The sequence below is a fragment of the Flammeovirga kamogawensis genome (assembly GCF_018736065.1).
GTDB classification, from domain to species: Bacteria; Bacteroidota; Bacteroidia; order Cytophagales; family Flammeovirgaceae; genus Flammeovirga; species Flammeovirga kamogawensis.
The window spans coordinates 542,364-557,514 of record NZ_CP076130.1; the positions used below are offsets into that span (position 1 = coordinate 542,364).

The window sequence follows — 15,151 nt, forward strand, 5'->3', positions numbered from 1 at the left end:
TCTGTTACTATTATGAGATATACCCGATAGAATTGTTTTTTTGAGCAAGCAGTATTGCTTATGTATAATGTTATCTCAGTGGTTAAATTTAAGAAAAACTTGTTGGAGATAACACCCAATAATTTCTAAATAATCACAAAATATTTTAGTACTTAAATAAAAAAGCAATGCAAATGTGGAAATCCACTCTTGCACTGCTTTCAGCAATTTAAAATTAGTCAATATCCCACCAAACACGAACGTGAATCCCTTCACCTTGTCCTTGATTGTTACTTGGGTCTAGTGCATTTTTAGCATTAATTGTTATTTCAGATTCAGTGTAAGGTAGCTTCTTAATAAAGCCATCTCCTAGGTCTACTCCAGAATCATCTTTCACTACTTTATTTAATGTAGGGTAACCTGTTCTTCTATATTCTGCCCATCCTTCACATCCATCAGGATAGTTTGCAAGCCATTTTTGCTGCTGAATATTTTCTAATTCATGTCCTGCAAAAGTTGGTAGGCCTGTAATGTACGCTTCCATATCTACTTTAGATGGATCTACGCTCGATAAGAAACTTTGTGTTTCTGACAATGTAGAAACATACTCCCAAGATGCTCGGATACCTTCTAAATAAGCTGCTTCGCTGTTGCCTCCCCAACCAAGAAGGGCTGCTTCTGATTTCAAGAAACAAACTTCAGCATAAGACATGACCATATATCTGGAATTATTATTGAACATTGGCCCAATATTAGAATTATCACTAGGGTTATTTCCCATTGCAGGAATTGATTCTGCAGGTAAACCATTTTCTACTCCCTTATAAAAAGAGATAGTATATACCCCCGATTTTAACTCGGAGTAAGTGAAATCTACTAATTTACCTTCTTGATCTAGCTTTTTATAATTCTCTAATTCCTCTGCATTTACATCGTCTTTTTTCACCTGATCAAAGTATAAATACATTCTAGGGTCTGTTCCTGATGTGCTTGTAGCAGTAAAGTAATCTTGCATTGTTTTACTCATTCTGAATTCATTCCACCAAGCAATTTCATATAAAGGATGACCTCTCATAAAACTATGCGGATCTGTTGCCACAGTTGCATTGTCAGCATTCGAGTTAATCAAATCTCTTGATAAAGCCACTGTGCCCCATTTTCTACCTAAAGCAGGATCAACTTTACTTACACGAATGGCATATCTTAATAATAAAGAGTTGGCCAATTGTCTCCATTTCTGGATATCACCATTGTAAATTACATCTTCTCCACCATAAGAAGGTTGGTCTGTAAAATTACCCAACATTACGTATGCAGAATCCAAACCTGTAAGTACACTGTTGTAAATAAATTCTTGAGAATCATATTTTGGATAATCAATACCTCTTCCACCTTCTGTATAAGGCATATCACCTATTTGGTCTGTTGTTCTAGCAGAAGATAGTTCGTATTGAATTCTAGCAATCCAATAATGATTATCAAAGTCTGGATACTTTTCTGAATACGCTTTAATGTCATCATACATACGTGTAGACTCCCAATATTGCGTACGGAAAAAACCATAATCTACCCAACCCAAGTTCATGATATAACGCCCAGAGTTAAAATAGTTAGTTGTGTTTGCAAAGTATTGAGAATACAAGCTTGTATACAATGTATAGGCTTGCTGGTATCTCGACCATTCTGCAATGTTTCCGTTTACTAATAGATTACCAATTGCCATACTTGGCGGAATCTCTGTTGGTTCTACAGGATTGGTATTCATTTCATCAAATTTCTGAGTACACGAAAATGTAAGTACACTCAAAAACACTACGATTAGTTTATATATATTTTTATTCATGATTTAGTCGAATTTAGAAGGCTACATTTACATTAAAACCAAAGTTTCTTGTCATAGGATATCCACCCATTTCAATACCTCTATAACCATCTGTAGGGCCAGCGTATGATTCTGGAGAAGTACCTGGCATGTTTGTTTTAAAGTAGAATAAGTTTCTACCTACTGCCGATACTCTCACTTTATCTAAAAACATATTATCCATCCATTTACTTGGTAAGCTATAACCAATAGAAAGTTCTCTTAATGAAATATAGCTTGCATCGTACATAAATTCAGAACCTACTGCATTTGCTCCACCTACATGATTCCAATATTGTTCAGAAGATATTTTGACATCATTTGGTTGTCCAGTTTCTGCATTTACACCTTCTACAACCATATTTCCATCACGTCCATTTAGTGTACGTTCTCCAGTACCTTGTAATGTACCAAGTGCATCTGTGTAAGAATAAATGTCTCCACCTTTTTTGAAATCAACTTGTGCTCTAAATGATACGTTTTTATAATTTAAAGTAGTACTCACAGAACCCATATAATCGGGCTGAATATTACCAATAATCTCCGGATCGTTTGATGTAATCGGCAAGCCATCGTTTCCAATCATTTTATTGCCATTTTCATCGTAAACAAATGATCTTTTCGAACGGATATTACCATAATCTTGTCCTTCTTGAGCAACAACAGTTACACCGTTTACATTGGCCATTTCATAAGTTTGTACTCCATCTGCCAACTCGTTTACGTAGGTTCTATTTTTAGAAAAGTTGAAACCAATGTCCCATTTAAAATCTCTCTTTTCTAAAACCGTTGCATTCACCATAAATTCAAAACCTTTGTTTTCTACATTACCCGCATTAATAATTTTATGAGAGTACCCAGAAGAAGAAGTCATAGGAACGGTTAAGATCTGATTAAATGTATTGGATTGGTACATAGTAAAATCAAAGTATAAACGGTTCTTTAAAAACCTCATCTCTGCACCAAATTCTTTAGAAGTAGTTTCTTCTGGTTTTAAACCTTCCAATGGCAATTGTAATGGTGCTTCTACTAATGGTCCGCCTGCTCCTTGTTGTACACCGTACGTTCCTGCCAACATATAAGGATCCGTATCGTTACCTACTTTTGCCCAAGAACCACGCACTTTCATGTAAGTAATCCACTCTGGCAATTGTGTATCAAAATCTTCTAACATATCACTTACTACAAGAGAACCTGCAATAGATGGGTAGAAATACGATCTATTTTCTGCTGGTAGTGTAGACGACCAATCGTTTCTTGCAGTCCAATCAATAAAAACGTAGTTTCTAAAACTAAATTGACCAAAAGCAAAAACAGACTGAATCTCTTTTTCGTAATACGTTTGTCTGTTAATTACTGATGTTGAGTTAGGAATAGACCATAAGCCTGGTACAATTTGTCCTACACCTTCATTACCCATTCCTGATCTTTGCTGATGCATATTGTTTGCTCCAACACTTGCACTTACACCCCAATCTCCAAACTGCTTATTGGCATTCATCATAATGTCTGAGTTCATTTCCATAACATTGTACTTGTCAAGAATATATTTCTTGTCGGTCATAGTTTGGTTCGATGGAAGATCTCTAGTTTCTCTTGTTTCAGAATAATAATCCAATCCTGTTTTAGCAGATAAGCTTAACCAATCATTAAATTGATACCCTGCCGAAACCATTGTTACAAAACGATCTCTCTCTGCATTATTAATTGATGCATTATAATCTTGCCAATAAGGGTTTACATATTGAGAAGACAACCCAGACCAATTGACTTGATGCCCATACACTGGATGCATATAGTTATTTTTGATATCATTTGTTTGAATACTTCTTGGCATTTGAACAAACTGATTTACCGTACCAATATACCCTTGGTTTGGAGTACCTTCTTCTCTGTGGTTAATGTAATTGAACTTACCATTTAAAGTAAATTTCTCCGTTTTTAACCCACCTTGAAAATCAATAGAATTTTTATTTAAAGACTGGCTTGGAAAAATACCGTTGGCTCTCTGATCCATAAACGACATTCTAAAAGTAGCCAATTCATTACCACCAGAAACGGCAATGTTGTTTGATACTGTAGACCCTAGTTCAAAAAAGTCTTTGTATTGTTGATTGGCTTGGTAAGGTGTTTTTAAAGAAGGGTCTACCCAACTTTGTACCATTTGTCCATTCATTGGTGCACCCCAGCTACCCATTGCATTCGTGTCAATCTGACCATTTGTACCTTGGCCATACGTATCTTGCATATTGTAGAAAGATTGTACTTGCTCAAACATTACGTTTGCATTGTATTCTACCTTAACACCCTGTTGTGCTGATCCTTTTTTAGTAGTAATAATAATTGCACCATTTTGTGCTCTAGAACCATATAAAGCAGCAGCGTTAGGTCCTTTCAGTACAGAAATATTTGCAATGTCTTCTGGATTAATATCAGAAACACCACCATCTGCATTTCTACCGCCCCATTCTGGTCCATCGTCTGGATTAGACACTTGCCCCATAGACGAGCTATTAATTGGTACACCATCTACAACCCATAGAGGTTCATTATTACCAGAAATTGAACTAGAACCACGCACACGAACAGAAACTGAACCGCCTAAACCACCTGATGGATTTACTTGTACACCAGCAATTTTACCAGATAAATTCGATCCAACGTTTGTTGTTCTCGTATCCGTTAACTCATCAGATTTCACTTCCTGCACAGAATATCCAATAGATTTCTTTTCTTTTTCAATACCAAAAGCAGTCACTACTACCTCTTCCAATTCGTCTACCTGAGTAGCCAATTGAACATTGATAATACTTCTATCGCCTACACTTTGTTCTTGATTATCGTACCCTACAAAGCTAAAAATCAAGATGTCTGTAGTGGCAACTTCTAGTTCATAATTACCATCAAAATCTGTAATTGCCCCCGTAGTTGTTCCTTTAATAATAACATTTACACCTGGTAGACCTACCTCATTTTCGTCGGTTACAGTACCTTTTACTTTTGTTTTTTCTTGGTCAACATTGGTAGGTTGTTTTCCTTCTTCTTTCGGGAAAACCAATACTTGTGTTCCAATCACTTTATAGTCTAATTTGGTAGATGCCAGTAAAGTGGTCATTACCTCATCTATAGATGCTTCTGTAAATTCGTAATCAATAGAAGTTGATAAATTGATTTCGTTAGAATTGTAGAAAAACCTATATTGAGTATGCGATGCAATTTCTTCAAATGCTTCTTTCAATGGCTTTTCGTTGTCTAATATCAAATTAAAATCGTTGGCAAAAACTGTATTTCCTACTGATAGTAGTACTGCACAAAGGAGAGAAAAGAGTATACCTCTCCCGTTTGCCTTTTTACCCAAAAAAGGACATGATAAGTAATATTTCTTCATTTCAAATTAGATTAATTAGTAGTTTAATGATATTCCGAGGCTATGGCTATTTCAAGTCTATTTGTCGTTTTTAATTCTAGAGTAACGCGCATTTATAATTAGACAAATACTACTTTTTAATAGTGTAAGTGATTTACTAATTGTTAAATCAGTAAACTATGTGCATGTTGGTTTTCTTCATTTAATGTATAATTACAGTATCTCCTTTCATGTAATAATGTACTCCTTGCAAAGTTTCTAAAAGTTGCATAACGGAGTGAATATTATCTCTTTGATCAAAAGATCCTGTAAAGTTAGATTTTACTAATTGTTTATTATTGTTTATAATTCTCACACCGTACCATTGCTCCAAATCTTGCTGAAATTCTAAAAAAGGTTTATCGATAATCCTTAAGACACCTTCTTTCCAATCCACAAAACTTTTTGCATCAACTGATGTAATTTCGATTGTTTCCGACTTATTTGTTAAAATAGCTTGTTCATTTGGTTTCAATTTACCCAATGTTTCTCCATCCTTTGTTAATGCTACACTTCCTTCTACAAGCGTAGTTATTTCTTTTTTAGGGTTTGAATTGTCTACACAAAATTCAGTACCTAAAACAGTAATATCACTAGATTGTCCTTTTACAATAAAAGGATGCTTTACATCTTTATGTACTTCAAAATAGGCTTTACCAATAATTTCTACTTCCCTTGTTGCTCCTTTAAATATTCGAGGGAATTTAAAGGTTGAACCCGATGCCAACCAGATTTTAGAACTGTCTGATAATACTAACGAAATACGTTTACCTGCCGGTACATGTATTTCATCTATTCCATCTCCGTCTATTTGATCTACACTAGCAACATCCAATTCTATTAAATCGTTACTATGTTTCGCATTTTCTGTAGCTAAAGCCAGTAGAGTTTCTCCTCCATCTGTTGTCCATACACTCAACTCCCCTTTTACAGGCGTAGTTTTTTGATACGTATACCAGCCTACTCCAACAAATAAAATCAAAACAGCTGCAATAGAACGAATTATTGTTTGCCTTAATTGAATGGCATTACTTTTCTTTTCTGCTTTAAGTGTTTCAAATTGTTTCCAAGCAACATCTTTATCAAACGCATTAAATTCAACATGTTCTAAATCATCCCATAGAGTATTTATTGCAATAAATTCTTCACTATTATCCTCCTCTTCAAGAAACTTATTTAATGTTTCTTGCTCTTCATCACTTAGTTTTTCTGTAAGCGATTTTGCAATTAATTGTTCTATATGTTTGTCTTTTTTTTCCATGTTCACTTATAAGTCGAATAGAAAGTGTAAAACACTCACTTAAAATTTATTTTTTTAGTTCTTTTTTAAAATAAAGTTGAATAAAAAAACATAAAAATCTGTAAATCAGTATTTTACACTTTAGTTGTTTTCAATAAAAAATAAATTTTATTCTGAAATATTTTTAGAAAGTTGTTTTTTAAGTAGTGACAGTCCTCTAAAAAGGTGGTTTTCTACTGTCTTTTTAGATACATTCATCACCTCGGCTATTTGATCGTTTGTTAAACCAGAAAAACGAGATAGCATAATTGCTTGTCTATAATTTGGATGTAAGTCTTTAAGGTACCCTTGAATTTTCTCCTCAAATTCTGCTGCCTCTAAACTTGTTTCGTGGTACATTTTCTGTGGGTAAAACTCTTTCTCTACAGTAGCCTGTTTTTGTGTTTGTCTTTGTTGTGCTCTTAAAAAATCTAGTGCTTTAAATTTTACAGCTTTAAATAAATATCCTTTAATATTATCTATTTTATCTAGCTGTGCTCTTTTCTCCCAAAGGGTTAAAAATACATCTTGGACAACATCGTTACTGCTACTTTTTACACCTAAAATTGAGTAGGCATAAATTGCCATACTTTTATAATAAGAACTGTATAAATTCTTAAAAAAAAGATCTGGTTGCGGTAGCTCATTATTTGTTCGATCAGTTTTCAATTCAGTCTAAGTATGATATTTCCAATTAGGTTCTACTGAAGTATGAAGTCGTGCAAATATACTTAAGTGTAATAAGAACAAGAATATAATAACTCTTAACAAGTGTATTTATATAGAGAAATTAATGATATCCGATCTCGAATTGTAATTATTCGAGATCGGTTGTAGCACTAAGGCATGTAAATTATTTATGCTTAGCAGATGATTTTATTTCTAAAACACCTCCATTTGTTATTTCAATCCATGGAAGAAAGACATTCGTTAATTTTTCTCCATTCCATTTTGCAGATTTAATATAATGATGTGCTGTAGGATTACCTTTCGTAAGTATTTTCAACTCTTTTCCAGCATAAAATTTTTGATCTAAACGGATAGTAATTTCTTCGAATTGTGGTAACGCCATCTGTAAAGTTGGCGTAGCTCCTGTGCCACCTTCTACATCAAAAAGACCAATACCGGCCAATACATACCAAGCTCCTAATTGTCCTTGATCTTCATCCTGACCGTAACCATAACCGTGTGTTTGGTCTGTTCCATAAAACACGTTACAAATTTCTCTTACCCAATATTGTGTTTTTTCTGGCTGATTAGCATAATTATACAACCATGCAATGTGCAAAGAAGGTTGATTGCCATGGTTATACACATTTTCTAAACCTGCAAAAGCATCAACGGTTTCTCCACCTCCAAATTTTGTGATTGCAGCAGTTTCAAACACTCCATCAAGACGTTTATTAAATTCTTCTTCTCCAATTTTTTTGATTAAGCCTTTGGCATCATGAGGTACATAAAAAGTATATTGCCATGCATTACCTTCTTGAAAACCCGTCCATACTTTTTTAGGGTCAAATTCTTCTACAAACTCCCCATTCGGTAATTTAGGACGAATAAAACCAGTAGAAGAATCAAATAGTTTCTCCCACCCTTTTGCTCTTTCCATAAACATTTCATAGTCTTCATTTTTACCTAAAGCTTTAGCCATTTGTGCCGCTGCATAGGCCGAAAAACTATACTCTAGTGTATGCGATGCCGAAAATTGAGAGCCATCAGCATTAGAAGCAGAATAATACTCTTCGTTAGAAGTTAAAGGTACATAGCCTTTTTCTACCCATACTTTTGTATCTGCTTTTCCAGCTCCTAAAGGGCGATTCATCCAACCCATCTCATTTTTATAGATTGCTTTGTAAGCTGTTTCAACATCAAAATCTCGGATTCCTCTATTGTAAGCACTCGCAATTACAAGTCCCATATAATTTGTACCAACTCCAGAAACATACTTATTTGTAGCCACCCCATCTGCAAGCCAACCTCCGTCTTTATAAATATCCAATTGGCACTGAATAAACTGATTATAATAGTCTGGGTACGCCAATGCCCAAAGTTGTGTTAAGTTCCAGAATGCTCCCCAAACCGCATCTGTATTGTAATGGTTGTAAGTTGGTTTCCCTTCATTATCTAGAGGAATTTGTCCTATTCCACCGTTAATAGATGGGTAATTTCCATTCACATCACTTTCAATTCCTCTGCCTAAAATAGCATGATACAATGCCGTATAAAACTTAGTAAGATGTTCTTCCGACCCACCTTTTACGGCTATTCTCCCCAACTTTTCACGCCATTCATTTTGTGCTTTTTCTTTGGCCTGATCAAAGTTTAAAGTACTTGCTTCTGTAGTTAAATTAAGTGCTGCATTTTCTATTGAAGTGTAAGACAATCCAATTTTTACTTCAACGTCTTTTTTAGTTGATGTATTGAACTTTAATGCCAAGCCTGCCCCTTTACCAATACTAGAGCGTTCTCCTATGTGGATAGTTTCTTTATTAAATGCATCTACACGCATGGGTAGCTGATTTAACTCGGCAACAAAGTACATTTTCACATAACTTCCGGGTTGATAATACTTGGCATAACCAGGGTGTGTAATTACAAAACCTTCTACTTTATTGTCTTTGGTTATACGCACAGATGCATCTACAACAGCACCACTTTCGCCTTGTGTATTGCCTATATCAAAAAGGATATTTCCTTCCTCATTTTGATCAAATGTATACCTATGAAAAGCCACTCTTTCTGTAGATGTTAGTTCGGCTTTCACCTTATAATCATCCAAAAAAACACTATAATACCCCGGTTGAGCCACTTCATTTTCTTTCTTAAAACGAGAACGGTAACCTGCATCTTCCTCACCCAATTTACCTGGTACAGTAACTAACTTCCCTGTGGTAGGCATTAAAGAAACACCTCCAACTTGGAACTCGTGGAAATTGACAAAACCTTCTATTGAAGTATGTGTACCATCGTAACCAACGGCTTCCCAACCCCATTTATTCCCGTATTGTCCATTGGTTGATGGAGCTGGTTTTGCCATGCCAAATGGATGAGCAGCAGGGGTGTAAAAAAACCATCTAGAATGTACCGAACCAATATTGGGGTCTACATAATCTAATGGCGTTTTCTGTGCATTAACTATGCACGGCAGTAGTAGTAATAAAAGTATCAATCGCATGGTAATGGTATTAAAAAAGGGTAATGAAGCTCTTTAACTCACTACCCTTCTAGTTAAATTTAGTTATTGACAGTTAAGCTTTCAAAAGCATCAATTGCATCTAATAATACCCCTGCAGAACCCCTAAACATTCCAGAACCAGTTGGCTTATTATCTCTTGTATACCACTCGTAAAATCCTTTATTTTTTAGTACTCTGTCAAACATTGGCTGTGCCTGTTCCCATGCTTCTTGCTCATACCCATTCTTTACCAATTCAGTAATCATACGTGCACCAAACCAAGTCCAATCTCCTCCATTTTGGTATCCATATGGGTGCATTCCTGTATTTTTAAAAGTACCTTCAGGATACACAGGATATAATGTTAAACCAATAGACGGTGCTCCAGATTCCTTCACATTTTGCACCATTTTATCTAACTGCACTTTTATTTGTGTTTTCGTTAAGAAACCCGCTTCGATTGCAATTGCAGTACCTCCGTGATAGAAAACTTCGTCCTCGTTAAAATCAGACGGAAAGGGCGAAGTTGTAATGTAAACATGTGGGCGGTATTTCTGACGTTCCTCATCCCATAAATATTTTGCTACATTTTTAGTAATTCCAGCTCTCACCACTTTCCACTTACTAGCGTTGATGTCATCACCCCCAATTTCTATTAAATTATTTAAGGCGATAACAAACATTGCGTTGTCATAAATATCTATTGTAAGATGTGAATTTTCATCTAGGGCAACACCCCAATCATGTTCTGGTTGTACATCTCCCCAATCTGCAGTAGTTGCTCCCCAAAGTAATTGATAGGTCTCGTTAAAACGTTCGTCTAGTAAAAATTGCATGGCATCTTCAAGTCTATGAATTACCTTTTTACCTACAACTTCTTCTTGTAAAATTGACTTATCACCCGTTGCTTTAATGTATTTATACACAGACTGTACTAAAGATGCCTCTTGATCTGTCTCTACTGTATTTTTATGATAAGCCAATGTTGGTTTATGCACACTTTTTTTGTAATACGTAGAATCATATCCGGGTCTAATGGTAATAAAACCATCTGCAATATTTCCATCATCTTCTTGAATGTAGAAGAAATTTAGAATGTTATCTTTAATAAGTTTATGGTCAACAACTTTAGCAGATTGCGTTACAAAAGTGTTGAAATCCCTTATCCATACTTCTGCATAGCCATCGCCGGCATTAAAACCTGATGACAACAATTTCAACCCCATTTCCTGAATTTGAGGTAATTGAGTATCAGTTTCTATTTGTTCTGTAAGTGAGTTTGTTTTTGATTGTGCAGTACACCCAAAAGTGAAGGCTGCTAATGCGATTAGTAAGTAATTTTTCATTTCAATAATTTTAAGTTTCTTCAATTTATTTGTAGTAATTTATTAGGCTTTTTCGAGTAGTTCTGTGGTCTCTTTTTGTGGAGCTGATGACCAAAGCTTTTCAATTTCTTCTAATGATTTCCCTTTTGTTTCTGGAATATATTTTTTGATAAAATAGATAGATGGAATACAGATAATTCCGAAAATAATAAACGTGGCTGCTGCTCCTAACCCTTCTAACAACATCGGGAAAACTTGTCCGACAACTGCATTTGCTGCCCATAAAACCAACGTACTTATTGACATTGCTTTGGCTCTGTAATTGGTTGGAAAAACTTCTGATGCTACCACAAATTGTACGGGTCCTAAAGAAAAGGCATAACAAGAAATAAATAGTAAAATGCTTCCTACAACCCAATAACCACTCACCACATTTAAGGCGAATAAACTACCTGTAATAAGTAATGCGATTGTAACGCCAACTGCTCCTAAAAGTAAGAGTGGTTTACGTCCCCATTTATCGATATAAGCAATAGCTAAAAAGGTAAAAAGAGTATTTACAATTCCTATAGTTACTTGTCCGCCCAATGATTCTGACATGCTAAAACCTGCAGCTGCAAGAATTGATGGTCCGTAATAAATAATGGCATTAATACCACATAATTGTGAAAATAACATCAAGAAGATAGAAATACCCATTGGCTTTTTAAGTGCTCCTGTAAAGAGCGTTTTCAAATGAACCTCTTTGTTGTCCTCTTCTTTATCATCAAAATCAATGGCTAATTCTTTAGAAATTTGTTGTGCTTTTAAACGTTCTCCATGTAATGCTAACCACCTTGGACTTTTAGGTACTACAATCAACCCTAAAAGAAATAAACCAGCAGGAATAACTTCTACTGCAAACATTCCTCTCCATATTTCATCACCAAAAAAGCCTGAAACAAGGGCAAATTCCTTTGCGTAAACTTGGATATAATTGTTAGAAAAATACGCTCCTAAAATACCTAAAGTAATGGCCAATTGGTAGATGGTAACTAAACGACCTCTGTATGCTTTCGGCGAGATCTCGCTTATGTACAACGGTGCAACCATAGAAGCTAAACCGATTGCGATGCCACCTAAAATTCTGTATAAAATTAACCCAAATAGAGACATCGAAAAAGCACACCCAATTGCAGACACTAAAAACAGCCCTGCAGCTACCATTAATAGATATTTTCTACCTAGTTTATCGCCCAAATACCCTGAGCAACTGACTCCTAAAATAGAGCCGACCAATGCAGAACTAACAAACCACCCTGTAAGGGCAGCTGTTAGTTCATATTGTTCTTTAACCAACGGGATTGTGCCAGAAATTACAGCAGTATCAAACCCGAAAAGCAAACCTGCCAAAGCGGCAACGAATGTAATAAAGATTACTTTTGCATTCATAGCTTTAGCATTCTTCAGATTTTACATAAGAGTTAATCACTTTTACGCGTCTACCAGATGTATTAATCAGTTTATACGATCCGCTTGCTGCCGGAACAACAAACGTTTCTGCATAATTTATATCAAAAGAGTTTCCGTTTGTCTCTACGGTAATCGATTGCCCTTCTACCAAACTCATTACATGACATTGGTTATTTAATTGTACTTCTATTCCGTGATCGAATTCAAAACGTTCGATAGCATAAAAGTGCTCTTTATGTGTTGGCAGATTAACTACTTTATAATCTTTTCCTTCTTTTAAAACTTCTGGCGTAGAAATTAATTCTTCCTGAACTTTTGCTCCTTTACGGTCAAAGTTTAAGTTTTCCATACCACGTTCAATGTTCATTGGTCTTGGTTTTCCATCTAAATCTAGACGTAACCAATCGTACATTTTAAACGTGAAAATATAAGGTGTTGCACTAATTTCTAACACCATTCCGTCTGTTCCAGAACAATGAATTGTACCGTTAGGAATAAGGAATAAATCGTGCTTTTTTGCAGGGTGAACTTGCACATAATTTTCTATAGCTAACTCTTCAGAGTTTTCAAAACTATGGGTTAATGCAGCTCTAAATTTTTCAGGTTCAATGTCTTCTTGAAAACCCAAATATACTTTTGCATCTTCTTTGGCATCTAGCATATAATAGGTTTCGTCTTGCGTAAACCTATGTCCAAAGTTTTCTTGCATATACGGTACCGTTGGGTGACATTGTACAGATAAGTTTCCTCCTTGGATAGTATCTAAGAAATCAAAACGAATGGGAAATTCATAACCAAAACGTTTACTTGCTTCTCCTAATATATTTTTATTATTGTAATACATTAAAAAATCAAAAGAAACTTCTAATAAAGCACCATCTTGTTCAAAGACAATTCCGTTTTCTGGAACAATCAACTCAAAAGACCAAGCGTAGTTGGGGACATCTTCTGCTAATCCACCAATTTTTTCTTTAATCCATTGTCCACCCCATGCACCAGGTTCAAACCAAGGTCTCACTCTAAATGCATTATTAGACATTTCTTCTAAACCTTTTCTAAAAGAAACCCCATCTGTCCAAGTAATCGCATCACTTCTTTGCTCATCAATTATGTAATCTATTTTGGGAAGAATAGTAGCTTTCTGATTATTTAAAATTACCCAATCGATAAAATACATGCGTTTGTACTGAGGCTTTGCTGCTATACTTTCTTTTGCTCCAATATTAATCACACCGCCTGCACGAGAACGGAATTGAATTTCATTTTTAGGTACATCAAAATAAACAACCTTAGCTCCTTTTACTTTTAACAAAGAGGCTCCGCAACCATAAATTACGGTGAAAACATTTTTATCTACAGTAACAGCATCTAATTTCTGCTTATCAAAAAAATCGATTAATTTCCCTTCAAATAATTTACCAAAAATAGGATCATCGCCCCCTAAATAAGGTGCAGTAATTTTATCAATTTCTTCTTCTGATTTTAAAGCTGCATTGACATTTACAAATTGTATTTTTTCAATTCCTTCAACTTTAAACGCTTCTAACAATTGTGTAGTTACAGTTTCCCATGCAACACCTACATACCCTTCTAATAAAAGTGTAGAATATTGTTTTAATTCTTTAGCAAGTGATTGGTAACCAGTTTTAATTTCACCTTCTTTTAAGGCATGTGATGGATAAATATCGTAAGCACCTTTTTCCGTTTTTTGTACAGATGATGGCATCAAGTACTGTTTTGTATTTCTTGTCATTTTTGCTGATTTTGTTTTTATAAAATTTGATGCTGCTCCAAGCATCGATGCCTCTTCGGTATCGGCATAAGCAACTATATCGTCTATATTTAAATTATTTTTAATGGGTGTATCAAACAAAGACAATGCTTTTGTGATATTCCCACCAATAATCATTTTTGTAGGCTTAAATTTTGTACACCAAGGAGATAATGTAGCAGAAAGGTTATTCCCAAATTCATCAAAAAGTTGTTGAGACGTTTCGTTGTTAGCTTGTACAATTTCTTTTACACCTTTTACTTTTTCTCCTGCTCTATTCTCCCACTCTTTGGTAAACCATCTTGTAGAAATATAATCCTCATTTACCCCTTCTTTAAAAGGAACAAAATGTAATTTCCCTTCTTCGGGCACTTCATTACCTGTAGTTATCATTTTGCCATTCTCAACAAACCCAGATCCATAACCGGTACCTAGTGTAATCCCTACTACACGTTCATTATCCCAATTTTTAGCATGCACAGCCCCTAAAATAAAGGCATCTGCATCGTTAATAAATTGGATATCATTGGGTGTTGAAAGGTACTTTTTTAATGCTGCATATAATGCCAATCTAATATTAATGCCAAAGATACTTTCGTACTTTCCTACGCCTTTTATTTCTGATATTCCTAAAGTATAATCAAAAGGGCCAGGCATTGCTATTCCAATTCCCTCTATTGGTTTTGAATGTTTTGATAAAGTCGTTTTAAAAGCACTTAACCAATCAGAAATAATAGCATTTCCGTTTGTTGTATTACTATTAATCACTTTATGTTGAACGGTAGATTTTAGCACTGATTTTGAAGAAAAATCTACTATGGCTGTAGTAATATGGCTACCTCCGATATCTGCTGTTAAAATAAAATTAGACATTTTTAATTGATGTTAGTTCTAGCTAAGTTT

8 protein-coding genes are annotated in these 15,151 nt (G+C 35.0%); all 8 read right to left on the reverse strand.

Annotated elements, in window-relative coordinates; all coding sequences use genetic code 11:
* Window positions 1-214 precede the first annotated feature (214 nt).
* The 8 genes from KM029_RS26205 to KM029_RS26240 all read right to left on the reverse strand — a co-directional run bounded on the left by KM029_RS26205 (window position 215) and on the right by KM029_RS26240 (window position 15,121).
* Window positions 215-1,822, reverse strand: a complete 1,608-nt coding sequence (locus KM029_RS26205) for a SusD/RagB family nutrient-binding outer membrane lipoprotein (protein WP_144076920.1) — start codon at window positions 1,820-1,822, stop codon at window positions 215-217.
* A gap of 13 nt (window positions 1,823-1,835) precedes the next feature.
* Window positions 1,836-5,228: a SusC/RagA family TonB-linked outer membrane protein gene (locus KM029_RS26210; RefSeq protein ID WP_144076922.1), complete on the reverse strand. Its 3,393-nt coding sequence runs from the start codon at window positions 5,226-5,228 to the stop codon at window positions 1,836-1,838.
* A gap of 181 nt (window positions 5,229-5,409) precedes the next feature.
* Window positions 5,410-6,507 carry a FecR family protein gene (locus KM029_RS26215; RefSeq protein WP_144076924.1) on the reverse strand — a complete coding sequence of 366 codons (1,098 nt, stop codon included), beginning with the start codon at window positions 6,505-6,507 and terminating at the stop codon, window positions 5,410-5,412.
* Between the two features lie 147 nt (window positions 6,508-6,654).
* On the reverse strand, window positions 6,655-7,194 hold the full coding sequence (locus KM029_RS26220; RefSeq protein ID WP_144076925.1) for an RNA polymerase sigma factor: 540 nt from the start codon (window positions 7,192-7,194) through the stop codon (window positions 6,655-6,657).
* A 184-nt stretch (window positions 7,195-7,378) separates the two neighbouring features.
* The gene (locus tag KM029_RS26225; RefSeq protein WP_144076927.1) at window positions 7,379-9,700 is read right to left on the reverse strand and encodes a GH92 family glycosyl hydrolase; all 2,322 of its coding nucleotides are present in this window, start codon (window positions 9,698-9,700) and stop codon (window positions 7,379-7,381) included.
* Between the two features lie 59 nt (window positions 9,701-9,759).
* Window positions 9,760-11,046, reverse strand: a complete 1,287-nt coding sequence (locus tag KM029_RS26230; RefSeq protein ID WP_144076928.1) for a glucosidase family protein — start codon at window positions 11,044-11,046, stop codon at window positions 9,760-9,762.
* Between the two features lie 42 nt (window positions 11,047-11,088).
* On the reverse strand, window positions 11,089-12,456 hold the full coding sequence (locus tag KM029_RS26235) for a sugar porter family MFS transporter (RefSeq protein ID WP_144076930.1): 1,368 nt from the start codon (window positions 12,454-12,456) through the stop codon (window positions 11,089-11,091).
* Window positions 12,457-12,460: 4 nt separating this feature from the next.
* Entirely contained in the window at window positions 12,461-15,121 is a 2,661-nt protein-coding gene (locus tag KM029_RS26240; protein WP_144076932.1) for an ROK family protein, read from the reverse strand.
* Window positions 15,122-15,151 lie beyond the last annotated feature (30 nt).

Bases quoted from the DNA above. Each gene is read 5' to 3' on its own strand.
- KM029_RS26205 (WP_144076920.1), bottom strand. From the start codon at position 1,822: ATGAATAAAAATATATATAAACTAATCGTAGTGTTTTTGAGTGTACTT.
- KM029_RS26210 (WP_144076922.1), bottom strand. From the start codon at position 5,228: ATGAAGAAATATTACTTATCATGTCCTTTTTTGGGTAAAAAGGCAAAC.
- KM029_RS26215 (WP_144076924.1), bottom strand. From the start codon at position 6,507: ATGGAAAAAAAAGACAAACATATAGAACAATTAATTGCAAAATCGCTT.
- KM029_RS26225 (WP_144076927.1), bottom strand. From the start codon at position 9,700: ATGCGATTGATACTTTTATTACTACTACTGCCGTGCATAGTTAATGCA.
- KM029_RS26230 (WP_144076928.1), bottom strand. From the start codon at position 11,046: ATGAAAAATTACTTACTAATCGCATTAGCAGCCTTCACTTTTGGGTGT.
- KM029_RS26235 (WP_144076930.1), bottom strand. From the start codon at position 12,456: ATGAATGCAAAAGTAATCTTTATTACATTCGTTGCCGCTTTGGCAGGT.
- KM029_RS26240 (WP_144076932.1), bottom strand. From the start codon at position 15,121: ATGTCTAATTTTATTTTAACAGCAGATATCGGAGGTAGCCATATTACT.